Raw genomic sequence first — 25,709 nt, 5'->3', positions numbered from 1 at the left:
GGGCGTTCGGGATCCTCCCTCATCACAAGGACTATGGATGAACAAGGACCTGTACCGCCTGATCTACAACCGCGCCCTGCGCCTATGGCAAGTGGCTTCAGAACTGGCTGTTCCACGCGGTAGCGCCGCGGGCACCTCACCGCAGCTAGCGCGCCGACAGACCGCGCAAGTGCGTGCAGTGTCCTTTGGATTATGGTTGAGCCTGGGTTGGGTTGGGGTGTGCAGCCTGGCTGGCGCCCAAGTGGTGGCCGATCCCCAGGCCCCCGGGACGCAGCGCCCCACGATTTTGGAAGCGTCCCCTGGTGTTGCCCTGATCAATATTCAAACCCCCAGCCAGGCGGGAGTATCGCGCAACACCTACCAACAGCTAGACGTGGGCGCCTCTGGCGCGATTCTCAACAACGCCCGCACCCAAACCCAAACACACCTGGGCGGCTGGGTACCGGGCAACCCCTGGCTGGCGACCGGCACCGCCCGGGTGATTCTTAACGAAGTAAACAGCGCCCAACCCAGCCAATTGCATGGCATGGTGGAAGTGGCTGGCGCCCGCGCCCAAGTGATCATTGCCAACCCTTCTGGGATCACCTGCAGCGGCTGCGGGGTGCTCAACGCCAGCCGTTTCACCCTGAGCACGGGAGCTCCCGAGTTTGATGCTGGCGGCGCCTTAGAGAGCTACCGCGTTCAAGGCGGTGCTATTCGCCTGGACGGCGCTGGCCTGGACAGCCGCACGGCTGACTACACCGCCCTGATCACCCGCTCCATACAGCTCAACGCTGGCCTATGGGCCCAGCAACTGCAGGGGAGCATTGGCGCTGCCTCCGTGCCGGCTGACGGTAGCGCGGCTGTCTCCCTGCCTGGCGCGGCGGCGCCTCCGGCCTTTGCCCTGGATGTATCGGCCCTGGGCGGGATGTACGCCGGCAAGATCACCCTGATAGGCACCGAACACGGCTTAGGCGTCCGTCATGCTGGCGCCATGACGGCCCAGTCCGGTGAACTGGTGGTCACGGTGGATGGCCGCCTAGACAACAGTGGTCGCCTGCAAGCGGCCACAGACACGCACCTGAACGCGACACAGGGGGTTGGCAACAGCGGCCTGATCAGTGCTGCCCAGACCCTGCACCTGCACACTCAGGCCGACATTGACAACCGCAGCGGCACCCTCAACGCCGCTCGACTGGACCTGAGCGGCGCCACCCTGGACAACCGCGGCGGTCGCCTGGAACAAACCGGCGCCCAACCCCTATCCATCCAAGCCCAGCAGTTCGACAACCAAGCCCAAGGCCGCCTGGGAGCTGTGGAGGGGCCGTCTATCGGGCAGCCTCCCTCCACGGACCTGCCCACCGGCCCCAGCGCCCCTCCCGTCGCCGTTGAGCCTCCTGGCAGCCCCCCCCCCTTCCGTTGCCATTGAACCTCCTGGCAACGACACCTCCCCCCTGCCTGCGTCCCCCCCTGCCATCTCCCTGCTGGCCGACGGTCGCCTGACCCTAGAGAGTGACATTGACAACCGCGGCGGCCTCATCACGGCTGGCGGCGCCATCAACGCCACCCTGAGCGGCCTGGACAACCGCCACGGCCACGCCGCCCTGAACCAACTGACCCTGCAAGGCCAAGGGTTGGATAACCGTCACGGCATCCTGCACCTTGCAGCAGAGGCCCTCATTCACAGCCAAGTGGTCAACAACGCCGCTGGGCAACTCCAAGCCAGCGGCGCCCTGGACCTGAACACCCAACAGTTCAACAACCGTGGCGGCCAATTCCTCCACACCGGCCCCCAGGCGGCCCACCTGCGCATTGATGGCCTACTGGACAACCAACACGGCGTGCTGGCCAGCGCGGCTAACGCTCTGACCCTGCAGACCGGGCAACTTACTAATGACGCCGGCCAACTTCAGGCCAGCGGCGCCCTGGCCCTGAACACCCAACAGTTCAGCAACCGTGGCGGCCAATTCCTCCACACCGGCCCCCAGGCGGCCCACCTGCGCATTGATGGCCTACTGGACAACCAACACGGCGTGCTGGCCAGCGCGGCTAACGCTCTGACCCTGCAGACCGGGCAACTTACTAATGACGCCGGCCAACTTCAGGCCAGCGGCGCCCTGGACCTACAGACCCACCAGCTCAACAACCGTGGCGGCCAACTCCTCCACACCGGCCCCCAGGCGGCCCACCTGCGCATTGGTGGCCTGCTAGACAACACCACTGGCACCCTATCCAGCACCGGCAGCGCCCTCACCCTCAACGCCACCACCCTGGATAACAGCGGCGGCACCGTACAGCACAGCGGGCAGGGGTCCCTGCAGATCGACGCCGCCACCCTTTTCGGCCCCGGCGGCACCCTGAGCAGCCAAGGCGCCCTGAGCATCACCGGCACCCAGACCGACCTGAGCCAAGGCACCACCTGGGCCCAGCACGTGAGCATCCGTACCGGCGTCCTCAGCACCGCCGGCGGCCAACTTACCGCCCAGTCAGACCAAGCCCTCCAACTGGAGGCCCGCACCCGCCTGGACAACCGTGGCGGCAGCATCGCCACCAACGGCGTGCTGGACCTACACACCGCCACCCTGGATAACCGCGGCGGCACCCTGCACAGCACCGGCCCCGGCGCCAGCCGCCTGGAGGCCACCCAAGCCCTAGACAACCGCGGCGGCCATCTATTGCTCACTGGCCCGGCCACCCTGACCACCGGCACCTGGGACAACACCCAAGGCCAGCTGCTGCTCAGCGGCCCTGGCACCCTGCACGCCAGCACCCTGGACAACCGCGGCGGCGTCCTGCACACCGCCACCGGTCTGCTGGACCTGCACGTTACTGGCACCCTCAACAACCAAGACAACGGCACCCTGTCCAGCGGCCAAGACCTGCGCCTGAGCGCGGCCACCGTGTTCAACCAACACGGCACCCTGGACGCGGCCGGCGCAGCGCAGCTGCACCTGAGCGGCCTGCTGGACAACAGCGCCGGCCTGCTGCAGAGTCGCGAAGCCCTCTGGCTCAGCAGCGCCGGCCTGACCAACCGCGCCGGCACCCTGAGCGGCGCCCAAGTGACCCTGTACACCCAAAACCAACCCTTGGACAACCGCGGTGGCCGCCTGGGCAGCACCAGCGGCACCGTGACCCTGCACAGCGGCGTCCTAGACAACCGTGCCGGCCTGGTGCAAGCGGCCACTGCCCTGCGCATCGACACCGGCCCGCACCTTCTGGACAACAGCGCCGGCGGCGCCCTACTGGCTGGCGGCGCCCTCGACCTGCGCAGCGCCACCCTAAACAACCACGGCGGCCAAGTATTCTCCCAAGCCGCCACCCAGCTGCACAGCACCCACATTGACAACACCGCTGGCGGCCAACTTGGCGGCGCCAACGGTCTCCAGATCGACGCCCACACCCTGAGCAACACCGGCGGACGCCTGCACAGCGGCGCGGATGCGCGCCTGCACCTAGACAACCGCCTGGACAACCACGACGGCCTGATCAGCGCCGCCGGGGCCCTGGCGATCACCACCACCACCCTGGACAACCGAACGACCCCTGCGGCCCCGGACCCTGGCTCCCGCCCCCGTGACACCGCCGCCCCGGCCACCGGCCTGCACGCCACCCACCTGCAGATCGACAGCACCACCCTGGATAACCGCGATGGCCACCTCAGCGCTGCCCAAGACATCGCCCTGACCCTACGCGGCGCCCTGCAGAACACCGCCGGACGCCTCACTGCCGGCGGCACCCTACAGCTGAGTGCCGCCCAACTGACCAACCAAGCCGGCACCCTGCTGAGTGGCGGCGCCCAAAGCCTGCACCTGAGCGCCTTCAGCGGCGCCGGCCTGCTGCATGCTGGCACCGCCCTGACCCTGGCCCTGCAGGAAGGTCTGGACAACGGCGGCACCCTCAGCGCCGCCGGCCTGCTCACCGTGCGTACCGCCGGGGCCCTGCACAACCGCGGCCTTATCCAGGCGGCGGACCTGACCCTGCACGCCCAGCGCATCGATAACGTGGCCACCGGGCAGATGGCTGCCAGCGGCCAAGCCCAGCTCAGCGCCGCGGACACCTTCAGCAACGCCGGCCTGCTGCACACCGGCGACCTGACCCTGCACGCCCAGCGCATTGACAACGCTGCCACCGGGCAGATGGCTGCCAGCGGCCAAGCCCAGCTCAGCGCCGCGGACACCTTCAGCAACGCTGGCCTGCTGCACACCGGCGACCTGACCCTGCAGGCCCGCACCATTGACAACGCTGCCACCGGGCAGATGACTGCCAGCGGCCAAGCCCAACTCACCGCGACCGAGACCCTCACCAACAGCGGCCTGCTTCAGGGCCGTGACCTGACCCTGCACGCCCAGAACATCGATAACGTGGCCACCGGGCAGATGGCTGCCAGCGGCCAGGCCCAACTCACCGCGACCGAGACCCTGAGCAACAGCGGCCTGCTTCAGGGCCGTGACCTGACCCTGCAGGCCCAGCGCATCGATAACGTGGCCACCGGGCAGATGGCTGCCAGCGGCCAAGCCCAACTCACCGCCACCGCGACCCTGAGCAACAGCGGCCTGCTTCAGGGCCGTGACCTGACCCTGCACGCCCAGCGCATCGATAACGCTGCCGCCGCCCAGATCCTTGCCAGCGGCCAAGCCCAGCTCAGCGCCGCGGACACCTTCAGCAACGCCGGCCTGCTGCACACCGGCGACCTGACCCTGCAGGCCCGCACCATTGACAACGCTGCCACCGGCCAAATCACCGCCAGCGGCCAGGCCCAACTGACCGCCACTGCGACCCTGAGCAACCGCGGCCTGATTGATGCGGCCACCACCCACCTCCAGGCCGCCACCCTCGACAACATTGGCACCGCGCGCCTCTACGGCGACCACCTCGCCCTCCAGGCCCAGACCCTCACCAACCGCGATGAATCCACCGCCGGCCAGACCCACGCCGCCACCATTGCCGCCCGCGAACGCCTGGACATTGGCGCGGCCACCGTGCGTAACAGCGGCGCCGCCCTGATCTACAGCGCCGGCGATGCCGCCATTGGCGGCACCTTGGATAGCGATCGCCACGCCACCGGCAGCGCCACCCTGCTGGACAACCGCAGCGCCACCATTGACGTGGACGGCGCCTTGGACATCACCACCACCACCCTCAACAACATCCGCGACAACGTCCACCTCACCCAGGCGCCCGGCGTGAGCACCACCGTACGCATGTCCCAACCGGCCTGGCGCGACAACCAACGCAACAATGACGCGGACTTCACTCTCACCAGCAACTACGACGCCCACGAGATCTACTACCTCAACCCCAACGACATCCTCCAAGACGAACCCTATACCACCCCGGACGGCTACATCATCCACCGCGCCGTGGTGCGCCTGACCCCGCAGACCAGCGCCTACCTGTATGCCCGCGGCGGCCTGTATGCCGCCCGCGGCCAACGCCAGCGCCTGGACCTGAGCCAGCGCGAAGGCATCGTCGTGCTGTACTACACCGACCGCCAAGACCAACAACCCAACCCCGACCAAGTCCAAAGCGCCGCCCGGCAGGGCAGCGCCTGGGCCGGCCTGGACACCCCCCAAAAAAACGAACGCCAACAAGACGTCCACATCACCTACCAAGACGAAGTCCTGACCTACGACCCGGCCTACGGCACCTGCCGTACCGACTGCGTCCGGCTGATCACCTGGCGTGACTACACCGACCCGGACCACACCCTGACCCACATGCGCCGCGGCCCCACGGATGTCAAAACCAACGAACAGTACCGCCACGCCACCAAGACCACCGTCGACGACATCCTGCAACCGGGCGCTGGCGCCGCGGCGCTGATCCAATCTGGCGGCGCCATGTTCGTCCAGGTCGACCGCCTGGCCAACCACTACGCCGACATCCTTGCCGGTGGCGACCAGACCATCGTTGGCCTGCCGCCACACCCGCCCAAGGACCCCGAAAAAGCCCCGGAGTACAGCAAAGCCAGCCTCATCGACAACCTCACCGCTGAACTGTCGCGCACCACGCAGTTCAACAACATCAGCTACACCTACGCCGGCGCCGCCGAGACCTGGACCATGCCGTCCCAGCGCTACACCATCGGCCAAATTGGCGGGCGCATCACCAGCGGCGGCCACCAATACATCGCCGCCGTGGATGTCAACAACCGCCTGCAATCCCTGCATACCACCACCCACGTCGAACACCCACCCCTGGGCGACCTGCACACCAGCCCCCCGATGCCGCTGATGCCCGAGCTCACCCCGGCTCCGACCACGGACCAGTCTGCCGAGGAGCCCGCCTTATCCGTGGAGAGCCAGCTCCCGCTGACCATCCCCGACACCACCCTGCAGGACCTGGCGGACGCCCGCCTACCGACCCTGCACACCGACAACGCCCCGATCAGCGTGGCTGCCCCGTCCTGGGCCACCGCGACCACCGTTCCTGGCCCCCTGATCCTGCCCAACAACCGCCTGTTTACCGTCCATCCCGACGCCGCCAGCCTCATCGTCACCGACCCACACTTTAGCGGCGGCAGCGACCGGACCACCGCCGACCGACAACTTCAGGCCCTGAACGACCCCCTGGCCAGCATGCACAAACGCCTTGGCGACGGCTTTTACGAACAACGCCTGATCCGCGAACAAATCGCCCAACTCACCGGGCGGCGCTTGCTGGACGGCTACGCCAACGACGACCAACAATACCGCGCCCTGCTGGACGCCGGCGTCACCGTTGCCCAGCACTACGGCCTACGCCCCGGCATCGCCCTGAGCGCTGACCAAATGGCCCAACTCACCAGCGACATCGTCTGGCTGGTGGAACAACCCGTCACCCTGCCCAACGGCACCAGCACCACCGCCCTGGTGCCCCGTGTCTACCTACGCCCGCGCCGCGGGGACCTGAAGACCGACGGCGCCCTCATGGCCGGTGCCCGCCTCACCATGGACCTATCGGGCACCCTCACCAACACCGGCACCCTCACCGGGCGCGACCGCCTCACGATTGACGCGGACAACATCCACCAAGAAGGCGGCCAGATGGACGCCGACCACGTCAAAGTGCATACCAAAGACACCCTCACCGACATTGGCGGCACATTCAGCGCCCGCAGTTCACTGGATGTCACCGCCGCTGGCGGCCTGATAGCCCGCAGCACCACACGCGGCTACAGTACCTCAGGCCAACGTCACTTCAGCCGCACCGAAATCGACCGTCCATCGACCTTTCGCGTCACCGGCCCCGGCGGCACCCTGCACGTGACTTCCGACAAAGACATGACCCTGCAAGGCGTCACTTTCAGCAACACCGGCCCGGGCGGCACCAGCAGCGTCACCGCCGCCGGCAAACTCAACATGGCCACCGTGGCCGTGGGCGAAACCAACACCGCCACCCTAGGACCGGGCAACAGCATCCACAGCACCCGCGACAGCGAAGTAGGCACCCGTATTACTGGCACTGGCAACGTCACCATCAAAGGCGAGGGTGGCGTCATCGGGCGTGCCGTGACCCTGGACAGCCGCCAAGGCAAGCTGAACATCAGTTCTGCTGACGGCACCGTGGCCCTGGTGGCCGGCCAAGAACGGCGCAGCGGCCAAGAAGAACGCACCAGCCGGCGCAGCGGCCTATGGGGCTCCAGCCGTAGCCACAGCACCGCCAGCAGCCAAGACACCATTGCCCTGGGCAGCGTCCTGGGCGGCACCAAGGTCACCGTCACAGGCGACAAGGTTTACAGCGTTGGCACCGACTTTATAGCCGATGGCAACCCCCACATTGAAGGCACCCACGGCGTGGGCATGTTCGGCGCCCAAAACACCCACAGCTCCAGCTACAGCACCACCCAGCGCCGCAGCGGCGTGTTCGGTTCTGGCGCCGGCTTCACCGTGGGCTCCCAAAAAGCCAGCCAACAAGGCAGCCACCACGCCACCTACTTGACCGGCAACACCGTGGCCGCCCTCAATGGCAACATCTTCATCTCCTCCAGCAAAGGCGCCGTCCAGGCCCCTGGCATCGACCTGATTGCCCCGGAAGGCAACATTGACATCCACGGCAAAAAAGTAGCCATTGTCGAAGCCCGTGAGACCGAGCACACCACTCAGGAAACTAAGTTTCGCCAAAGCGGCCTGACCGCGAGCCTGAGCAATCCAGCGATTGCGGCCTTCCAAACCACCCAGCACATGACAGCGGCCGCCGGGCGGACCTCCACCCCCCGCCTCCAGGCCCTAGCGGGAATCACCGCCGCCCTGGCCGCCAGAAACGCCGTAGATGCCATCGGCAGCGACCCCAAGGTCCTGGGCGGCGTAAACCTCACGGCGACCCTGGGCACCACCCAATACCACAGCACCACCACCACCCACAGCGACCGCGCCGTTGCATCCACCCTCCACGCCGGCGGCAACATCACCATCAGCGCCACCGGCGCCGGTGAACAGTCCACCCTGACCCTGAGCGGCACCCAGATCAGCGCTGGCAACGTCACCCACCTCAAAGCCGATGGCGACCTTGTCATGGCGGCGGCCAAAAACACCGAACAGATGACCCGCGACAGCCGCGGCAGCGGTCACGGCGTGGGAGTGGCGGTGAACCTGGGCACCGGCGGCGCCAGCGCCGGCTTCACCGTCCAGGGCAGCGCCTCCAAAGGCAGCGGCGCCAGTACCGATGTCACCTGGACCAACACCCGCGTGCAGGGCGGTCGCTTGCTGGTGCTGGAATCTGGGGGCAACACCATCCTACGCGGCGCCGTGGCCAGCGCCCCCCAGCTGATGGCCACCATTGGCGGCAACCTAGACATCGAAAGCCTCCAAGACACCCACCAGTACCGCAGCAAAGATCAAAGCATCGGCGGCAGCTTCACCGCTGGGGTTGGTGTTTCTGGCAGCGCCCACCTCAACCATCACACCATCCGCAGCGACTACAGCAGCGTTACCGAACAAAGCGGCCTGCTGGCTGGTGATGGGGGCTTTCAAGTGACCGTGGGCGGGCACACCACCCTGATGGGCGGCCTGATCACCTCCAGCGCCGCCGCCGCCCAAGCGGGCCTGAACGTCCTGGACACCGCCACCCTGAGCGAAACAGCGCTGGACAACCACGCCTCCTACAGCGCCAGCCACGTGAGCCTAGGCGGCGGCTACAGCCGCGGCCCCGGCGGCGTGGGGACCGACCAACAAGGCCGCGCCGCCACCGCAGAACAGGTGCCTGGCACCCAACTGCCGGGCTATCACGGCGTGAGCGTGGCTCCCCCCGGCGTCATCAACGCCCGCGACGCCAGCCACAGCACCACCCAAAGCGGCATCAGCGCTGGCGCCATCACCATCCGTGACCAAGCCGGCCAACAGGCCCGCACCGGGCAGACCGCCGCCGAGACCATCGCCGCCCTCAACCACGACGTGCTCACCGGCCAAGACACCAGCCACACCCTGCAGCCGATCTTCAACGAACAAGAGATCAAAGCCGGCTTTACCATCGTCAGCGGCCTACAGCGCGAAGTCGGCACCTTTATTAACAACCGCGCTCAAGAAGCCACCCAAACCCAACAGGCCCTAGACAGCGAACGCGCCAAACCCGAACACCAACGTGACCCGGCCCTGATCGCGGCCCTACAACAGCGCCTCCAAGACAACGCCACTTGGGCCCCCGGCGGCACCTATCGGCAAATCACTACCGCCTTAGCCGCCGGCATCAGTGGCAATGCCAGCGCTGCCACGCGCGAGGTAGCTAACACCATGCTGGTGAACTACGTACAGCAACAAGGCGCCTCCTATATCGGTCACCTGGTCGCCAACGGGCAACTCACCGAAGGCACGCCCTTACACGCGGCCTTGCATGCCATCGTGGCGTGCGCCGGTGCTGCGGCCAGCCAGCAAGGCTGCGGCAGCGGGGCCACGGGCGCGGCGGCCTCCAGCGTACTCACCGGTTTATTCAGCGCCACCACGCCCGATGAAACCGCCCAGCAGCGTGAAGCAAAACGCAACCTGATTCTTTCCCTGGTCACGGGCATTGCCAGCGCCGGCGATGCCCATGCAGCCAGCGCCACCCATGCAGCCACTGCGGCGCTGGATAACAACTGGCTTGCCACCCAGCAAAACGCGCAAATGAATCAGGAGCTTGCAGCGGCCAATGGCCTCTTGGAATCGCTGCAAGTGGCGGCCAAATGGGGTTCCATTTATGCAAGACAAGAAGGATTAACGGGCGTTGGATTAGTCAAAGGCTTAGCCGAATCAGGCCTCAGCGATATTCAAGGACTGGTGCAATTTCTCTCCAACCCCATGGCTGGCCTTCGTGGCCTGAAGGAGCTGATCACCAACCCAGAAGTACGCCAGCAATTAAGCGACAGCGTTTTTCAGGAGATAGATCACAAGATTGATCGCATGCAGACGGCCCTGACCGTTGGAGGTAATCAGCATGCCGAGCAATACGGTCGCGATCTTGGCACCCTGGTCTGGGATATTGGTTCAGTTGTCTTGGGGGTGGGCGGTGTGGCCAAAGGCGGCGCGGCCCTTACCAACGTAGGCATCAATCTGAGTAAAGATGTCTTGGAAGGCATGGCCGCGTCTAAGGCCTATCAGCTGGGCCGTGCGGAGGCGATTGCCAGTGCGCAACAAGCTCAGCACTTCTATCGAGATGGTGCCGCTTACCTCTTGCCGGCAGAAATCAGAACAACCAGTGGTGTGGTCATCAAGGCTAATCCTGATAAGACCACCACGGTGCTCGGAACCTTTAAAAATGACACTGATCGCATCATCACGGAACTGAGCTTGCCCAAGTCAATGATTATTGATGGCCCCACACAACCTGGCTCGTTTAATTTACTGAATACCCCAGATAGTCTGTACGCCGCATTAGGCCCAGAGAAATTCTGGCAACAGGTCAATAAACCCTTCCTTGATGCCGCTATAAAAAGAGGAGATGACATTGTGCTGGCAACAACGCCAAACTACGACCGCTTTATTCCAAACTCCAAGGAATTAGGAAATATTTATAGACTAGATGGAACCCTGACTGGCTTTGGCCGTGAAATGGAGTATCTCGGAAAACATGGATATGTTTATGACGCAGCTACAGGAAAAATGGTGAAGCCATGAGCAATCAATCTTTCACAGTGGAAACAGTGGAAAAATACTGGTTAAAACAAGTTGAATGTCATCGCAAGTTTGCTGAGTTTGGTTTTGTTGAAAGTTATCCTGTAGATCCAAGGGGAAGACTGAAAGAAGCCGAGTTTTCATCAAAGCATTTCATTTTTGTCATTGGCATTGATCTGCTTCTGAATGAGCCATATGGACAAACCCTTGATGCGGACACCCGGATGACGGTGCCGGAACTGGGATTAGCGCTGTGTTATTTTTTGCCAGAGATTGACACCCTCATCGCTCGATATGAGGGTAATCGATATGAGGGTAAAGACAATATAGAGCAGTACTTCGACGTCACGGTTGCTTTATATCGAGAAAATCCCTGGGTGATTCACTCCAAGGCGTGGACATTAGATCAAGAATTTCTTGATGCCATTAAAAAAACTCAACAATGGGTTTATAACGAAATGCGGGGTGGAATGCGACCTTTAAAGCGCTGGGAATTTAAAAGAAGGCTGCATTCATACCGTAAGCCAGAGACGCAGATTCCAAGTGAGGTGCGTTAGAAAAATCATGCATTGAGTAAAAGAACTAAATCTGAGCTGCGCTGCCGCCCAAGGGTAGGGCGGCGGTAGCCTGACCCGGCCCTGATCGCGGCCCTACAACAACGCCTCCAAGACAACGCCACTTGGGACGTAGGCGGCACCGGCAGAACGATTGTGACCGCCCTGAACCTGGCCGCCGGCAGCCACGTGACCGGCAGCGCCACCCAAATGCTTCAAGGCGCTGCGGTCAACTACCTGCAAAGCCTAGGCGCCAGCCAAGTCAAAACACTGGCCGACCAACTAGACAGCGAACCAGCCCGTGCGGCCCTGCAAGGCCTGCTGGGCTGCGCTGGTGCTGCCGCCCAAGGCCAAGGGTGCGGCGCCGGCGCGACTGGCGCGGCGGCGGCCGTGGTCATCAATAACCTACTGGACCGCGCCACCGGCGCCGACGTCGCCAGCCTGAGCGCCGCGGAAAAACAACAGCGCACCGATACCGTCACCAGCCTGGTGGCCGGCATCACCGCTGCCGCCGGTGGCGACGCGGCGGTGAGCAGTGCAGCAGCCCGCCTAGAAACCGAAAACAACGCGGTCTTCGTCCCCGTGCTTATTGGGGCCCTTTGGTTAGCCGATAAAGGCCTGACCGCCTATGACGCCTGGCAAGACATCAAAGCGATTCGTTCAGGGGAAAAGACCATAGAACAAGTGGCCCTAGAAAAAGGCGAGGAATACATCGCCTCGGTGATGATCGGCAACCTGGCCAAATACGGCGTGAGAGCGGCCAAAATCGGCGGTCGCTGGATCTCCGGCAAAGCCGATGACATTGCCAAAGCCGAGAAACAAGCCCTTGATCAAATTGCACACAATCCTAAAGGGCCGGATTTAACCTCAAAGCCGCTTGGCAGTGTTCTGGCGCAGCAGCAAAAAAAGCGATTTGACGAGTTCAAAGATTTCTTTGGCAAGCGTAACTCAAAGGATGAATTAGTCGTTGCAGGCATAGAGGTAAAAATCACCCCGCGCGGCTCTTCAGGGGGAAGTAATAGGAGTGGGACGACTAAGGTGTTGGATTCGCAGAAGTTAACCGATCAGAACATCAGAGACTATGCACAGCAATTAGCCGGAGATGTCCCTTTAAAGCAGGTGAGTCCAGGTGTTTATATGGCTAAACTCAGTGATGGAACTAGGGTGCATTTGAGGTCTGTTTCTTCTTCACAAAAAGAGACCGCAGCGAGGTGGACTATTCAAGTATTAGACAATCCATCTCTGAAGGGTGTTGTAAATCAAAGATCTGTTGAACTTAAATTTAGGTGATAGGTGATTTTGTGTTAACCCAAGAGCAGATAGATTTTATTGCTGACAGTGACAGGGCAGGGGAGCCTTTGCATTTTCTTTGGTTTCATATAGGGGATGCGTATGGACTTTCTACTGATCAAGCGGAGCCGGATTCATTTGAGGAAAGAAAAAACGATTTCCTGTTTATCATCGGGAAATTAATGGATGAGGGTCACCTTAAGCTTGGTCATAGAAAGGACGAGCGTATCTTGGAGGGTTCCATCGAGGAGCTAGTGGAGCGATTCAGGCAATGTTTTCCTGCTTCAGATGAAGAGATTGATCAGGAAGTGGGAGGACTCTGGTTCTTTACAGATTGTCCATTCGTTGCCGTCTGGGTATTAAAAGGCGTAGGAGAACATGGTGAGGATGATTACGATTGGTGTTTTTGATGATGCTTCAGTAATTGCACTGCCTCTTGAGGTGAGCGGTGTTGCTGCACCCGTGCCGTGTCCCTAAAGGGGGCGGCGCCGGTGCGGGTATTGCCGTCTATCCTGGTGTTTTATTTAAACGTTGTTGAATAAATTTATAGTGTTTTTGATTGGTGTCGCCTAAATAATAAATAGTTTATTTCTGGTATCAATCTAAAACATATCTCGCCCTGCTCCGAAGGGGGAAGTAATAAAGCGGGTCATGTGAAGGTATTTGATTCTCAGGCCTTAACCGACCAGAAAATTAAAAACTATGCACAGGAATTGGCAGGAGACGTCCCTTTAAAGGAGATGAGGCCAGGGATTTATAGGGCCGACCTGAATGATGGAACCATTTTACATTTGAGGTCTGTTTCTTCTTCAAATGAAGTGACAGGAGCAAGATGGACAGTTGTTATAGAAAATAATCCTTCTTTGAGAGAAATTACAAATCGAAAAGTTGAACTTAAATTTAGATGATAGGTGATTTTGTGTTAACTCAAGAGCAGATAGATTTTATTTATGAGGATTTAAGGGCGGGGTTTCATCATGTTTGGGATTATGTAGGGGAGGTGCATGGAGTTTCTTCTGTGGATGTAGATCCGAACTCGTTTGAGGAAAGAAGAAACGATTTCTTCTTTGCATTGGGGAAATTACTTGATGAGGGCAAGCTTAAGCTTGGTCATAGAAAGGACGAGGTTATCATAGAGGGTCCCACCGAGGAATTGGTGGAGCGGTTCAGGCAATGTTTTCCTGCTTCGGATGAAGCGCTAGAGGCAGGACTTTGGTTCTTTGCAGATTGTCCATTCGTTGCAGCCTGGTTGTTTACAAGAGAAGTAGAAGGAGAACCTGATGAGGATGATTACGGGTGGTGTTTTTGATGATGCCTCAGTAATTGCACTGCCTCTTGAGGTGAGCGGCGTTGCTGCACCGGTGCAGCGTCCCTAAGGGGGTGGTGCCGGTGCGAGTGTGACGGTGAATACCCATCAAGGTGTTTTATTCAAGGCTGTTGAATAAAGTAGGGTGTGTTTGGGTCGCGTCGCCTAAATCATCAATGGATTATTTTTGGTTTAAATCTAAAATCAACCCTATCCGGATATAAAGCGGGAAGTCATAAAACGTCGTCAGCGGCCTACAGCGCGAAGTCGGCACCTTTATTAACAACCGTGCTCAAGAAGCCACCCAAACCCAACAGGCCCTAGACAGCGAACGCGCCAAACCCGAACACCAACGTGACCCGGCCCTAATCGCGGCCCTACAACAGCGCCTCCAAGACAACGCCACCTGGGACGTAGGCGGCACCGGCAGAACGATTGTGACCGCCCTGAACCTGGCCGCAGGCAGCCACGTGACCGGCAGCGCCACCCAAATGCTTCAAGGCGCTGCGGTTAACTACCTGCAAAGCCTAGGCGCCAGCCAAGTCAAAACACTGGCCGACCAACTAGACAGCGAACCGGCCCGTGCGGCCCTGCAAGGCCTGCTGGGCTGCGCTGGTGCTGCCGCCCAAGGCCAAGGGTGCGGCGCCGGCGCGACTGGCGCGGCGGCGGCCGTGGTCATCAATAACCTACTAGACCGCACCACCGGCGCCGACGTCGCCAGCCTGAGCGCCGCGGAAAAACAACAGCGCACCGATACCGTCACCAGCCTGGTGGCCGGCATCACCGCCGCCGCCGGTGGCGAAGCGGCGGTGAGCAGTGCAGCAGCCCGGCTGGAAACCGAAAACAACGCGGTCTTCGTCCCCGTGCTCATTGGTGCCCTTTGGTTAGCCGATAAAGGCCTGACCGCCTATGACGCCTGGCAAGACATCAAAGCGATTCGTTCAGGGGAAAAGACCATAGAACAAGTGGCCCTAGAAAAAGGCGAGGAATACATCGCCTCGGTGATGATCGGCAACCTGGCCAAATACGGCGTGAGAGCGGCCAAAATCGGCGGTCGCTGGATCTCCGGTGCAACCGATGTTGTCGCCCGGCGTCAGGCATTGACTGATCAGTTAGCCAAGCGGGCCGATGTCAGCCAGGTCAAACAAATCACCACAGGCAGCAAGAACACTGGTTGGGATAAAGCGGTCAATGGTTCTCTGGAACCTAAGACAGCCTATGTGTTGGATAACGGTCATGGGTATGTGACAGACACAGCAGGCCGAGTAAAAAATGTGCAAGCAGATTTGATTTCAAAAAAGATGGATCGCAATACCTACCAGCAACGCTGTGTCGGTAAATGTGGCGAACTGGGCGATGAAGGCGGGCATTTGATTGCCTCCAGCCTAGGCGGAGCTGGTGATAGGATCAATCTCGTGCCGCAGGCAGAGATTTTGAACCGAAGCGGGTGGAGAAAAATGGAACAACAGTTGCATCAAGCATTGCAGGACGGTAAGTCCGTGAGTGTAAATATTGATGTTTTATATCCGGCCACTGGTGGTGTGAGGCCGAATAAGTTTGTGGTTAAAGCAGAGATTGACGGGAAAAAGATTTCAAGGGAATTTAACCAATGAATCATGAATTTCAAAATGTAGAAGAGGCTTATCAAACAATTGGAGAAGATCTTATAGCCTTTGCAGGTGAGCGTGCTTGGGATGAGGTGGTGGGTAAATATGAGGTTTATTCAAAATTGGTTTCATCTGAATGTTGGTTATTAAAAGACGGGTGTGTGGATAAGAAAAATATCGGTGATTCTGATGGTTTTAGTACTCGTAGTTACTTTGCTGTTTTATATCTTAGAGATGATCTTATAAAGTGCACTGGGCATCGTATCTGGGGTTTGACATTTACTGTCTATCCCACAGGTAAAATCAATATAGATTATGATTACAACAGACCCGAGGATTACGAGGATTATGATGATTACGAAGAGTGCGAAGATATAATCACAGTGGACGAGGTCAAGAAATCTTTGCGTAATTTGTTTGGATAAGCATCAAGGCCGCTGGTGATATGGTGTTGCCAGCGGCTAGTTAAATCAGCCCAATCATGAATGAGTGATTGCAGGCGTGGAGTTCAAAGCCATCCCGTATGACCCCAAAGTGAAAGGGGGAAGTAATAAAGCGGGTAATGTGAAGGTGTTTAAATCAGAGGCCTTAACTGATCAGGATATTAAAAACTACGCGCAGCAATTAGCCGGAGATGTGCCTTTAAAGCAGGTCAGCCCAGGGGTTTATCTGGCTAAACTCAGTGATGGAACCAGTGTGCGTTTGAGGTCTGTGTCTTCTTCAGAAGCAGCGACTAAAGCGAGGTGGACGATTGATATAGAAGATAATCCTTCTTTGCGAGAAATTACAAATCAAAGAGTTGAACTTAAATTTAGGTGAGAGGTGATGTGATGTTGACTCAAGAACAGATAGATTTTATTTATGAGGATTTGGGGGGGGGGTTAATTTATCTTGGAGTTATATAGGGAATGCCTATGGAGTTTCTGCTGCGCAAGTAGATCCGGACTCGTTTGAGGAAAGAAAAAACGATTTCCTGTTTTTATTGGGTAAATTACTTGATGAGGGCAAGCTGAAGCTTGCCAAAAAAGGTGAATTTATTACGGGCACCATCGAAGAATTAGTCGATCTATTTAGAAAAGCGTTTCCTGCTTCAGATGAAGGACTCGAAGTCGGAATTTGGTTTTTTACAGATGAGTGTCCGGCAGGAGCGGTATGGGTGTTTAAAGGAGAAGGCGAAAATGGAGAAGATTATTATGAGTGGACGTGAGGTTGTTTGATTGGCTTGACACTGCGTCAGTGAAATCATTAAACGCGATGGATTTTCTTCTTTTAGGTGCTTGCATGCGATGTTGCTGCAAGCATCGCTGTTGAATCGAAGCAATGTCAATGTCAAAGCCACCCCGTATGACCCCAAAGTGAGAGGGGGAAGTAATAGGAGCGGCACGACTAAGGTATTTGATTCCCAGGTCTTAACGGATCAGGATATTAAAAACTATGCACAGCAATTAGCCGGAGATGTGCCTTTAAATCAGGTAAGCCCAGGGGTTTATCTGGCTAAACTCAGTGATGGAACCAGTGTGCGTTTGAGGTCTGTGTCTTCTTCAGAAGCAGCGACTAAAGCGAGGTGGACGATTGATATAGCAAATAATCCTTCTTTGATGGAGATTACAAATAAAACAGTCGAACTTAAATTTAGGTGATAGGTGATTTTGTGTTAATCCAAGAGCAGATAGATTTTATTTGTGACAGTGAAGGACAGCCTTTGCATATTCTTTGGGAGTATGTAGGGAGGGCACATGGAGTTTCTGATACTCAAGTGGATCTGGACTCGTTTGAGGAAAGAAAAAACGATTTCTTGTTGATCATCGGGAAATTACTTGATGAGGGTCGTTTCAAGCTTGGTAATAGAAAGGACGGACTTATCATGGAGGGTCCCACCGAGGCGTTGCTAGAGATGTTTGGAAGCTGTTTTCCTGCTTCGGATGAAGCGCTATTGAATGGAATTTGGTTAGTGATCGACGAGTGTCCATTCGTTGCCGTCTGGGTATCGAAAGGAGTAGGAGATCATGGTGAGGATTATTACGATTGGTGTTTTTGATGATGCCTCATTGACTGCACTGCCTCTTGAGCTGAGCGGTGTTAATCCACTGGTGCCGCGTCCCTAAAGGGGGCGGCGCCGGTGCGAGTGTGACGGTGAATACCCATCCTGGGGTTTTATTCAAGGCTGTTGAATAAAATAGGGTGTGTTGTTAATTAGCGTCGCCCGAATGATCATTGATGGCCCCACACAACCTGGTTCGTTTAATTTACTGAATACCCCAGATAGTCTGTACGCCGCATTAGGCCCAGAGAAATTCTGGCAACAGGTCAATAAACCCTTCCTTGATGCCGCTATAAAAAGAGGAGATGACATTGTGCTGGCAACAACGCCAAACAAAGCCCCTTTTAATCCAGATCGAAAGAAATCAGGAAACATTTATGGACCAGATGGAACCCTGACCGGCTTTGGACGTGAAATCGAGTATCTCAAAAAGAATGGATATGTTTATGACGCAGCTACAGGAAAAATGGTGAAACTATGAGCAATCCATCCCCCACAGTGGAAAAAGACTGGTTAAAACAAGTCGCATGCCATCGCAAGTTTGCTGAATTTGGCTTTGTTGAAAGTCACCCTGTACATCCACACGGAAGAGTGAAAGAAGCACGCTTCTCATCAAAGCACTTTATTTTTGTTATTAGCATTGATCTGCTTCTGAATGAGCAATCTGGTCAAACCCTTGATGCGGACACCCGGATGACGGTGCCGGAACTGGGATTAGCGCTGTGTTATTTTTTGCCAGAGATTGACAGCCTCATCGCCCGATATGAGGCTGCAAAAAATGTAGAACAGTACTTCGACGTCACGGTTGCTTTATATCGAGAAAATCCCTGGGTGATTCACTCTAAGGCGTGGACATTAGATCAAGAATTTCTTGATGCCATTAAAAAAACCGAACAATGGGTTTATAAAGAAATGCATGGTAAAACGCATCCTTTAAAGCCCTGGGAATTTGAAAGAAAACTGCATTCATACCGTAAGCCAGAGACGCAGATTCCAAGTGAGGTGCGTTAGAAAAATCATGCATTGCATTGAGTAAAAAAACTAAATCTGGCCGACGCGGCCCGCCCATGCCATGCACCAAGAGGGCGGTCGTGTCGATTTTTAAACCGCTGTGGTGTCTGCGTGAGCGGTGTGGTTTCGTTTGGTTGGGCAATGCTTCGATCCAAGCGTTTGATTTGTCCACGTGTAAACCGTTGCTCTGTAATGGTCGTGTTTGTGGCCTTTGCGGACTTCGGGTGCATTCAGGAGAAAAAGGACGGCGGCCTAGAATGGGGCCGGATGCCAAAGTCCGCAGGCTTCCGTACGAATCCCCGCGAACACGCGGGAACCGGGGTGATCTGGCAAGAAAAAAACCCCAACCGAGAACGATTGGGGTTTAGTGATTGGTGGAGGTGGGCGGAATCGAACCGCCGTCCGAAAGTACTCCATCCCCGGCCCTACATGCTTATCCTGCCGTTAAATCTTGCCGCCGGGCAGCACGACAGGCAAAGCGCACCCGGAAACCAGTCTGCTGGATTTAACGGATGGTGGGCAGACGGCCAGCATCAGCGATTCCGTGATGATGACTCTACGCTGCGAGCACGGATACAAGCAGTTTCGAGGCTTAGGCCTTAAGCGGCCAGAGCGTAGTTGTCTTCGTTGGCAACTATAAGTGTGCTGCTGGATTTACGAGGAAAGCGGCCCCCTCGGCATGCACCAAGCGATTTTGTGACCCCCGTCGAAACCAGTGCACCCCCGGTGATGCGATGAACCACAACGGTTCAGAGTGTCTTGCTGAGCAGACGTTGGCTAGAAGTGCGCTAGGTCGGCAGATTCTATGGGATCGAGGTTGAATTGTCACTCAGTGCTCTGCTTGTTGTTGCAGGGTGATGGGTTTAATGAAGGGGCTGTCGTGACGGGTTTAACAGGTTGATATGAGGGTGGTGAATGCGTCCTGTGCGTAGGAGTTTTAATTTTTTTAAGGAGTGATCCAACTCTATGGTGCGTTCTAAAGAACAGCGAAGTTGAATGGGCATATCGGGATGTTAAGGTGTGCGTTGGGCGAACGTGTCTGGTGGCTTGTCTGCTCGCCTGTGGGCATTGTCTGGTCAGTGAAAGGGGCTGTGTGCGCTGTTCACGGGGAATGTGTCCTTAATATTGTTCTCTTTGGATGTATCGCCATCTTGTTGTCATGCCATGCGCTGTATTGATGGGTGGATTGCGCAGCCTGCGGTGATCGCCATCCAGCATCACTGTGCTGTGTGCGCTTTGGAATGCGTAGGAGTCAAGTACAGACTTTTGAGCACACGCCCTGTTGAGAACATGGTGCTGCTGTTGGATCGCCTTTTAGGGGGTGCTGAGGGTAAGCAGTCCCGGTATGTGCCATCTATGGCAATGCGTTGCATGTGCTCTTTAACGTATATGGGTGTGATGTATCAGCTCTGGGCAGAGCGATGCAGCAGGTAGAAATATCGGTCGGAGAAGGGTGGTGGATGTCATTTGTTTGCGCCGGTTTGATTGACTTGACGTGCATCATGCGCTGCAGCGGTCATGAATGTGGTGGGTGATGTGTGTTGGATGTTTTCCCACTTTTGATGGGGTGCTCTCAAGGTTGATGTTGGTGACGTCTATAGTGATGTCACGCAGCTGGTTGCCGACGCTGTGCGTGGTTTATGGTGTCTTGTCCCGTATTGATGAATGGGAGTACCTATTGATACGGAAGACGTAGGCATGTTCGCCTACTGGCGTGTTGGGCAGATGCAGGTGCAGGCCGTCGTTGTGTTGTTCAAATGGCACTGTGCGGTTGTCTGCCAGCAGCGTTACGCTGGACACGTTGTCGGATGCTTTGATGGAGTGGATCACTGCGTGGCCGTTTGTCGGCCATCCCAATTCGATCGCGTATAGGGAATTGCCGTGCACGGTGAAACGGAAGTCTGCCGCGGTATAGGGTTTGGTTTTGGTGTCTTGGAACGTGCCGCTGGCGACTTCAGTGGGACCTTCGCCATAGGTACGCCAGGGTTGCGTGTCGTAGATAGCTTCACCGTTGATGTTCAGCCATGTGCCGATGTTGAGCAGGATGTTGCGTTCGTTGTCTGGGATGCTGCCGTCGGCGCGTGGACCGATGTTGAGCAGCAAGTTGCCGTTCTTGGCGACGACGTCAGCGAGCATGTGGATGATGAAGGCGGGTGACTTATAGCTGTCGTTTTCGATGTATCCCCAGGAGGTATTGCTGATTGAGGTGTCGGTTTGCCAGTGGGTGGGATGGATGCCAGTGAGTTGGCCACGCTCGATGTCCAAGGTGCCGGCGCCATCAGGGAATGCGCCGAGTTTGTAGTTGACCACGACGCCGCATGGAGAGGGTGGTGTGCTGGAAGAGGTCAGGTGTGTCACGTGGATTGATGTGGCGGGCTCAAGCGATGTGGCGGGAACTGTGGTGTTGCTGTGGGTTTTCAAGGAGTGATGCGGTGGGCGTCCCTCAGCTGAGGGTGTGTTTTGAATGGTGATGCCGCAGGAATGTTGAGCTGCGCCGTGGTTGTAGTAGTAGGCCAGCATGGTGGGCAGTGTATTGCGGAATGTCGGGTGCGCAATCCACCAGTCGAAATAGATCAGTTCGGGGGAGTAGCGGTCGATCAGTTCTATCGTGCGCGCCAACCAGTCGTTGAGCCAGGCTTGGGAAACGGGTGTCCAGTCGTTGGCGACGTCTTCGTCGTTCTTGCCTGCCAAGCGCATCTGTGCTGGGCCGTATAAATCGGCGTAGCGTGGATCGTTGACATCTGAGTCAAACTGACGGCCACCGTCAAAAAACCAATTGTGTTCGGCGCGGTGGGAGGATAGGCCGAAGTGTAGACCTTCGGCTCGGATTGCTTTGGATAGGTCGCCAAGCAGATCACGTTTGGGACCGATCTTTACTGCGGTCCAGTCCGAAAGGTGTGAGTCGTACAACGCAAATCCGTCATGGTGTTCGGCCACTGGGACCACATAGCGGGCACCTGCCTGTTTGAAGAGCTTGGCCCAGGCCTTTGGGTCAAACTTGGATGCGGTGAACTGCGGTATCAACTCTTTGTAGCCGAATGTGGTGTGCGGGCCGTAGCTGGCAAGATGGTGCTGATATTCCTTCGAGCCCTTTTGATACATGTTGCGTGAGTACCACTCACTGCCGAATGCGGGGACGGAGAAGACACCCCAGTGGATGAAGATGCCGAACTTTGCGTTGTTGTACCAATCGGGGGAGCGGTATTGTTGCAGCGATGTCCAGTCGGGGCGGAACGGTCCGTGTGTTGCACCATCGTGTGCAGTGTGTACGAGATGATTGCGTTCAGACGCGTATTGAGCGGTGGCTTGCAGCCACTGTTGATCGAGTTGCTCAGGGGAGGCAGTGGTTGCGGTTGGTGTTTGGGTTGCAAATGTGGACAGCGGCAATAGGGTGAGCAGCAGGACCAGTGCGTGTGTTAAGGGTGGGTGTGTGGTTCTGGTATCGCGGCTGGATGTGTCCATGGGAAGACGGGAGTCGAGTGTCATGGGATGGTGCTCCTGTGATCTCCGATGCCCTGATTGGAACGGCTTGCACCCGGAAAGCGCGCCACTTTAAGCAGTGGCGCGCCGGTGACAGCATCAGAATTTGAAGTTCATCTGTGCTTGGTAGCCACGGCCATTTTTGTACATGCCGATCGGGGCGTACTTCACCTCGTTGTACCAGTAGTAGGTTGAATTCAGCAGGTTGGTGGCGCTGATGCTTAGGCTGACCCAATCGTTAAATTTGTAAGAGGCGGTCAGGTCGAGTTCCTTGTAAGCATCTGTGAAAATCTTCGAATTTAGCCGTCCGATTTGGGTGAAGTACTTTGATCGGTAGCTGTAGTTGAGGCGCACTGCCCAGGGCCCCTGTTCCCAATAGGGGATCACGTTGTAGGTGTTCTTGGACAGGTAGGGTAGGTTCAGACCATCGTTGGAGCTGGATCGAGCATAGGTGTAGTTCGTCGCTAGGCCAAAGCCATAGGCGAATGCGTGCTGGTAGTTCAGCGAAAGGCCGGTCACTTTGGCGCCGGAGGCATTCATTGGGCGGGTGACGGTGTACGTTTTGTTGAAGATGTTGTTTGATGGGTCGCTGAGTGTTTCGGTGGTGGTCGTGCTGACGATGTAAGAGCTGATGTCGCGGTAAAACGCTTCCGCCGACAACATGCTTGAGGGAGCGAAATACCACTCAGCGGCCAGGTCATAGTTGGTGGATTGGTAGGGTTTCAGGTTCGGGTTGCCGCCGCTTGCCGTGAGATCATCCGAGGTACTGTTCAGCGAAAAGGAGCCAGCTAGGTCAGCGTAACGTGGACGGGCGATGACGCGGGCCGCCGAGAAGCGCAGCACGCTGTCGTTGGTTAGGTCATAGGCAATGTTGAGGCTTGGTAGCGGTTTGGAATAACGCTTGGAGTCTTGTACCGGGCGATAGTTGACGGTGTCGTTCACTGTGGTGCTTTGCCAGTACAGGATGTTGTCCTTGGTGTCCACGTAACGAACACCGATGTTGCCGCGCCATTTGCCAGCATCGAAATTCAACTGTGTATACAGGTTATTGGTGATTTCTGTGACGTTGAATTGCTGGTCAGACTTGGTTTCCAAGATGGCTGGCGGCAATGTGTTGAGATAGGAGAGGACCGAATGAAGGTTGGCTGTCTGCCAGTTGACCAGATCACCGCTGGCACCGAGTCCGTCGTACAGCCCTCCGGGCGTCATGCCAGGATTAAACGCGGTTAATAGGACATCTTGGTTGGCAAATAGTGCGTTACCGCGCGAGGTTTGGCTGTTCTTATGGTCGATGTATTTATAGCCGAATTGCAGTTTGTTTAATGGGCCCCAGTTGAGGTCGCGTGCGGCGTCGAACTGGAAATAGTTTTCCTGGTCGTTAGTCTTGGTGTACTCAAGGCCACCCGCTTGCTGATCACTCTTTAGGGCCCAGTTGGATGCGCTGTTGTTATCGTAAGTAACCCCGGTATTTGTGCCATCGTAATTGAAGCGATATCCGCCTTCTTGCAGCAGAAACTTCATCAAGTATTCGGGATCTTTGCCGCCAGTGGCTTTTGTCGTACCAGCCTGGGACGTGAATACCCATTTGTTTCCGGACCAGTTATGGCGCAGATTCAAGCTCTTTGTGGTGACGGTGCTCATACGGTAATTCGCATCGAGCTGTGCGTAAGGCTGTCCGGCTGTGCCGTCTGAGACCGTGGCTGAAGTGATGTAGCCGTTTTGTACATTGGCTGTGGAAACTTTGTTTAAGTCATTGTTGCAGGCCGGGCAGATATAGCGTGACTCGCTGAAATTGTTGTATTTGCCTTTGATGTAGATGCCGGTCAGGTTGAATTCGTTTTGCTCGTTCGGCTTCCACTGGAGTGCGCCTTGCAGACCGTTGCGCTCGCGGGTTTGTTGAAAGAACGCGCTGTTGATGCCAGCCGGTATTTTTGCAGTTGTTGCACTGCTGCCGTCGCCAGTGATGGTCGCATTGGGGGAAATATTTGCACCGGTGGTATAGCCGAAGAACTCAATGCCTGCGCGTGCAATGTCTTGTTTGTCGTGGGTGGCTGAAACCAATGCACCGAAGCTCTCACTGTCGTTTTTCCAACTCCATAATACTGAGCCGCGTGGATTGCTTTTTTTTGAATGGTCGTTGTAGTTGTAGCCGAGTGAGCCGCGTATGGTGTTTTTCGGCAGATCCAGCGGTTGACGTGTATGGACGATCACGGTGCCGCCGATCGAGCCTTCGTCAATGCGCGCTTCCGGTGTTTTATAAACCTCCATCAGACCGATGATTTCCGGAGACAGTAGGGTGTAATTGAAGGTGCGGCCGCTGGTGTCGGTCGGGTTGCCACCCCAGTCACCTGAGGCGATGGTTTGGCCGTTGAGCAAGACGCGGTTTAGGGCTGGATCGGTGCCGTTGATGCTGATTTTTTCGCCTTCGCCGAACTGACGGTCCACGCTGATGCCGGGTAGATGGGATAACGATTCGGCAGCATTGGTGTCTGGAAATTTGCCGATATCCTCGGCGCTGATCGCATCAACGATCGAATTGGTGGAGCGTTTGATCGACTGCGCCTTCTCCAGTGAGGCGCGGTAACCTGTGACGGTGACGGTGTCCAGTTTGGTTACGGTGTCAGGGGGTGAGGCTGCCATTGCGGAAGCGGCCCAATAAAGTACTGATGAAATACAGAATGCTAGCTTTGTCGTATGCTTATACATTGCTCAATCTCGTTGAGTAAATGAGTACTTAGGTAGTACGGCGAGCGGCCGCCGCCGTAGCAACGTCCGCCCAGGACCGTGCCGTTGCGGAGGGATTGCTGCTCCGCGGGTCTGATTGCTGCTGGTTTATTACTTTCATCCCTGACCGATTGATTCGGTGGGGGCCGGTCTCAATCGCACGTCTTTCTAAAACCGGGTATCTACCGCTTTTCACTTGGCTGTCCGGCTAGGTTTGAATTGAGTGTTGGATACTGTTGATCGTGTTGTCAATAATAATTTTACAGAATCTTCATGTGGTTATGACTTTTCGTGATGAATGGGGCTGTTGTGCTTTGAAGACGTGTGTTGCTTGACTAGAGTGGCCTATTTCCCAGCTTCTTGGACATGTCGATGACAGTGCAGATGAAGATGCGGTGGGGTGTTGTGATGCTGCATCATTTTGAAAATTCACAGTGGTGCCTGACTCAGTGTGAGTGAGATCGCTGCATGACGGGGGTGTCTCTCATGTGATGGTGGCATGTCTGTTCTGTTGATATCTGTCTTGCGTGCTGTCAGCACATGTGTAGGTGTGACGTGTCGTCGTGCGAAGTAGGGGGGGGGAGTGCTCGTTCACAGTTCTTCCTTTGTTGCCGATGTCGGCCACACTCAAAATTTATTATGTATATGAGCTGC

General features: G+C 57.0%; 16 protein-coding genes, 1 other RNA gene and 1 pseudogene. 15 read left to right on the top strand and 3 right to left on the bottom strand.

Annotated elements, in window-relative coordinates; all coding sequences use genetic code 11:
• Positions 1 to 37: 37 nt before the first annotated feature.
• The 15 genes and pseudogenes from PLS229_RS10840 (at position 38) to PLS229_RS10770 (ending at position 18,851) form a co-directional block, all read left to right on the top strand.
• Positions 38 to 1,408: a two-partner secretion domain-containing protein gene (locus PLS229_RS10840; RefSeq protein ID WP_114867153.1), complete on the top strand. Its 1,371-nt coding sequence runs from the start codon at positions 38 to 40 to the stop codon at positions 1,406 to 1,408.
• Positions 1,368 to 11,045, top strand: coding sequence for a hemagglutinin repeat-containing protein (locus tag PLS229_RS10835; RefSeq protein ID WP_171898066.1), 9,678 nt, complete (start codon positions 1,368 to 1,370; stop codon positions 11,043 to 11,045). The genes PLS229_RS10840 and PLS229_RS10835 overlap by 41 nt, the downstream gene beginning before the upstream one ends.
• The gene (locus tag PLS229_RS10830; protein ID WP_038273296.1) at positions 11,042 to 11,599 is read left to right on the top strand and encodes a hypothetical protein; all 558 of its coding nucleotides are present in this window, start codon (positions 11,042 to 11,044) and stop codon (positions 11,597 to 11,599) included. The genes PLS229_RS10835 and PLS229_RS10830 overlap by 4 nt, the downstream gene beginning before the upstream one ends.
• A 153-nt stretch (positions 11,600 to 11,752) precedes the next feature.
• Positions 11,753 to 12,886 carry a DUF769 domain-containing protein gene (locus PLS229_RS10825; RefSeq protein ID WP_114867194.1) on the top strand — a complete coding sequence of 378 codons (1,134 nt, stop codon included), beginning with the start codon at positions 11,753 to 11,755 and terminating at the stop codon, positions 12,884 to 12,886.
• A gap of 11 nt (positions 12,887 to 12,897) precedes the next feature.
• Positions 12,898 to 13,296, top strand: coding sequence for a DUF596 domain-containing protein (locus tag PLS229_RS10820; protein WP_038273203.1), 399 nt, complete (start codon positions 12,898 to 12,900; stop codon positions 13,294 to 13,296).
• A 243-nt stretch (positions 13,297 to 13,539) separates the two neighbouring features.
• Positions 13,540 to 13,794, top strand: a complete 255-nt coding sequence (locus tag PLS229_RS10815; protein ID WP_230428252.1) for a hemagglutinin — start codon at positions 13,540 to 13,542, stop codon at positions 13,792 to 13,794.
• 11 nt (positions 13,795 to 13,805) lie between these two features.
• Positions 13,806 to 14,195: a DUF596 domain-containing protein gene (locus tag PLS229_RS10810; protein WP_038273210.1), complete on the top strand. Its 390-nt coding sequence runs from the start codon at positions 13,806 to 13,808 to the stop codon at positions 14,193 to 14,195.
• A gap of 434 nt (positions 14,196 to 14,629) precedes the next feature.
• Positions 14,630 to 15,805 carry a DNA/RNA non-specific endonuclease gene (locus tag PLS229_RS12010; RefSeq protein WP_205395219.1) on the top strand — a complete coding sequence of 392 codons (1,176 nt, stop codon included), beginning with the start codon at positions 14,630 to 14,632 and terminating at the stop codon, positions 15,803 to 15,805.
• Positions 15,802 to 16,224: a hypothetical protein gene (locus PLS229_RS10800; RefSeq protein WP_038271223.1), complete on the top strand. Its 423-nt coding sequence runs from the start codon at positions 15,802 to 15,804 to the stop codon at positions 16,222 to 16,224. The genes PLS229_RS12010 and PLS229_RS10800 overlap by 4 nt, the downstream gene beginning before the upstream one ends.
• A gap of 64 nt (positions 16,225 to 16,288) precedes the next feature.
• Positions 16,289 to 16,618 (top strand): DUF769 domain-containing protein, encoded by a 330-nt coding sequence (locus tag PLS229_RS10795; RefSeq protein WP_038271224.1) that lies wholly within the window; start codon positions 16,289 to 16,291, stop codon positions 16,616 to 16,618.
• Between the two features lie 11 nt (positions 16,619 to 16,629).
• Positions 16,630 to 17,006: pseudogene (locus PLS229_RS10790) on the top strand (DUF596 domain-containing protein).
• 79 nt (positions 17,007 to 17,085) lie between these two features.
• The gene (locus PLS229_RS10785) at positions 17,086 to 17,439 is read left to right on the top strand and encodes a DUF769 domain-containing protein (protein WP_051482311.1); all 354 of its coding nucleotides are present in this window, start codon (positions 17,086 to 17,088) and stop codon (positions 17,437 to 17,439) included.
• An 11-nt stretch (positions 17,440 to 17,450) separates the two neighbouring features.
• A complete protein-coding gene (locus PLS229_RS10780; protein ID WP_038271280.1) occupies positions 17,451 to 17,837 on the top strand; it encodes a DUF596 domain-containing protein in 387 nt (128 codons plus the stop codon).
• A 169-nt stretch (positions 17,838 to 18,006) separates the two neighbouring features.
• Positions 18,007 to 18,321: a hypothetical protein gene (locus tag PLS229_RS10775; protein WP_038271281.1), complete on the top strand. Its 315-nt coding sequence runs from the start codon at positions 18,007 to 18,009 to the stop codon at positions 18,319 to 18,321.
• Positions 18,318 to 18,851 (top strand): hypothetical protein, encoded by a 534-nt coding sequence (locus PLS229_RS10770; protein ID WP_038271225.1) that lies wholly within the window; start codon positions 18,318 to 18,320, stop codon positions 18,849 to 18,851. Before PLS229_RS10775 ends, PLS229_RS10770 begins: the two co-directional genes overlap by 4 nt.
• Positions 18,852 to 19,223: 372 nt before the next feature.
• On the opposite strand, the gene ssrA is transcribed toward PLS229_RS10770, so the two are convergent.
• The 3 genes from ssrA to PLS229_RS10755 all read right to left on the bottom strand — a co-directional run bounded on the left by ssrA (position 19,224) and on the right by PLS229_RS10755 (position 25,037).
• Positions 19,224 to 19,576: a transfer-messenger RNA gene (gene ssrA / locus PLS229_RS10765) on the bottom strand.
• Positions 19,577 to 20,489: 913 nt separating this feature from the next.
• Positions 20,490 to 22,259, bottom strand: a complete 1,770-nt coding sequence (locus tag PLS229_RS10760) for an alpha-L-fucosidase (protein WP_425511092.1) — start codon at positions 22,257 to 22,259, stop codon at positions 20,490 to 20,492.
• Between the two features lie 171 nt (positions 22,260 to 22,430).
• On the bottom strand, positions 22,431 to 25,037 hold the full coding sequence (locus tag PLS229_RS10755; RefSeq protein ID WP_114867192.1) for a TonB-dependent receptor: 2,607 nt from the start codon (positions 25,035 to 25,037) through the stop codon (positions 22,431 to 22,433).
• Positions 25,038 to 25,709 lie beyond the last annotated feature (672 nt).

The organism is Xylella taiwanensis (assembly GCF_013177435.1).
GTDB classification, from domain to species: Bacteria; Pseudomonadota; Gammaproteobacteria; order Xanthomonadales; family Xanthomonadaceae; genus Xylella; species Xylella taiwanensis.
This window is presented reverse-complemented; position numbering and strand designations above follow the sequence as displayed.

Bases quoted from the DNA above. Each gene is read 5' to 3' on its own strand.
- PLS229_RS10840 (WP_114867153.1), top strand. From the start codon at position 38: ATGAACAAGGACCTGTACCGCCTGATCTACAACCGCGCCCTGCGCCTA.
- PLS229_RS10830 (WP_038273296.1), top strand. From the start codon at position 11,042: ATGAGCAATCAATCTTTCACAGTGGAAACAGTGGAAAAATACTGGTTA.
- PLS229_RS10800 (WP_038271223.1), top strand. From the start codon at position 15,802: ATGAATCATGAATTTCAAAATGTAGAAGAGGCTTATCAAACAATTGGA.
- PLS229_RS10785 (WP_051482311.1), top strand. From the start codon at position 17,086: ATGTTGCTGCAAGCATCGCTGTTGAATCGAAGCAATGTCAATGTCAAA.
- PLS229_RS10775 (WP_038271281.1), top strand. From the start codon at position 18,007: ATGATCATTGATGGCCCCACACAACCTGGTTCGTTTAATTTACTGAAT.
- PLS229_RS10770 (WP_038271225.1), top strand. From the start codon at position 18,318: ATGAGCAATCCATCCCCCACAGTGGAAAAAGACTGGTTAAAACAAGTC.
- PLS229_RS10755 (WP_114867192.1), bottom strand. From the start codon at position 25,037: ATGTATAAGCATACGACAAAGCTAGCATTCTGTATTTCATCAGTACTT.